2 rRNA genes are annotated in these 1,674 nt (G+C 57.6%); both read right to left on the minus strand.

The window, feature by feature from the left end:
• Positions 1 to 1,270, minus strand: a 23S ribosomal RNA gene (locus tag O3W51_RS47910); the annotation flags it as partial.
• Positions 1,271 to 1,558: 288 nt separating this feature from the next.
• Positions 1,559 to 1,674, minus strand: a 16S ribosomal RNA gene (locus O3W51_RS47915); the annotation flags it as partial.

Consider the following 1,674-nt stretch of genomic DNA (forward strand, 5'->3'; position numbering starts at 1 on the left):
TGACACGACTTCGGCGGTACGCTTGAGCCCCGCTACATTGTCGGCGCGGAATCACTTGACCAGTGAGCTATTACGCACTCTTTCAAGGATGGCTGCTTCTAAGCCAACCTCCTGGTTGTCTCTGCGACTCCACATCCTTTCCCACTTAGCGTACGCTTAGGGGCCTTAGTCGATGCTCTGGGCTGTTTCCCTCTCGACCATGGAGCTTATCCCCCACAGTCTCACTGCCGCGCTCTCACTTACCGGCATTCGGAGTTTGGCTAAGGTCAGTAACCCGGTAGGGCCCATCGCCTATCCAGTGCTCTACCTCCGGCAAGAAACACGCGACGCTGCACCTAAATGCATTTCGGGGAGAACCAGCTATCACGGAGTTTGATTGGCCTTTCACCCCTAACCACAGGTCATCCCCCAGGTTTTCAACCCTGGTGGGTTCGGTCCTCCACGAAGTCTTACCTCCGCTTCAACCTGCCCATGGCTAGATCACTCCGCTTCGGGTCTTGGGCGCGCGACTCATTCGCCCTATTCGGACTCGCTTTCGCTACGGCTACCCCACACGGGTTAACCTCGCCACACACCGCAAACTCGCAGGCTCATTCTTCAAAAGGCACGCAGTCACGACTGTGCATGCAAGCATGCACAGCGACGCTCCCACGGCTTGTAGGCACACGGTTTCAGGTACTATTTCACTCCGCTCCCGCGGTACTTTTCACCATTCCCTCACGGTACTATCCGCTATCGGTCACCAGGGAATATTTAGGCTTAGCGGGTGGTCCCGCCAGATTCACACGGGATTTCTCGGGCCCCGTGCTACTTGGGTGTCGCACAAGCAAGCCGTACAGATTTCAGCTACGGGGGTCTTACCCTCTACGCCGGACCTTTCGCATGTCCTTCGCCTATCCATACGGTTTCTGACTCGCCCAACAGTCGGCAGACTGCTGAAGTGCGATCCCACAACCCCGCATACGCAACCCCTGCCGGGTATCACACGCATACGGTTTGGCCTCATCCGGTTTCGCTCGCCACTACTCCCGGAATCACGGTTGTTTTCTCTTCCTGCGGGTACTGAGATGTTTCACTTCCCCGCGTTCCCTCCACATACCCTATGTGTTCAGGTATGGGTGACAGCCCATGACGACTGCCGGGTTTCCCCATTCGGACACCCCCGGATCACAGCTCAGTTGACAGCTCCCCGGGGCCTATCGCGGCCTCTCGCGTCCTTCATCGGTTCCTGGTGCCAAGGCATCCACCGTGCGCCCTTAAAAACTTGCCTTACAGATGCTCGCGTCCACTATGTAGTTCTCAAGCAACGAACCCTCCCCCACTCCGCTTCGATCAACTCGAAGGTTCATGAGGCCGGCGTCGAGAGGGGACTTTCGTTCCCTCAGGACCCAACAGCGTGCCCGGTACGGTCAACTCGTTCTGATTTCCACGCCGAAGCAGTACTGACAGAACAAACAAACCGTGCCGAATAGTCAACGTTCCACCCATGAGCAACCACCGCCGAACAGATGCCGGCGTAATGGCCCTGGACCGCTTTCGCAGCCAGAATGCTCCTTAGAAAGGAGGTGATCCAGCCGCACCTTCCGGTACGGCTACCTTGTTACGACTTCGTCCCAATCGCCAGTCCCACCTTCGACGACTCCCTCCCTTGCGGGTTGGGCCATCGGCTTCGGG

Origin of the sequence: Streptomyces sp. H39-C1 (assembly GCF_027158125.1) — a bacterium.
GTDB classification, from domain to species: Bacteria; Actinomycetota; Actinomycetes; order Streptomycetales; family Streptomycetaceae; genus Actinacidiphila; species Actinacidiphila fildesensis.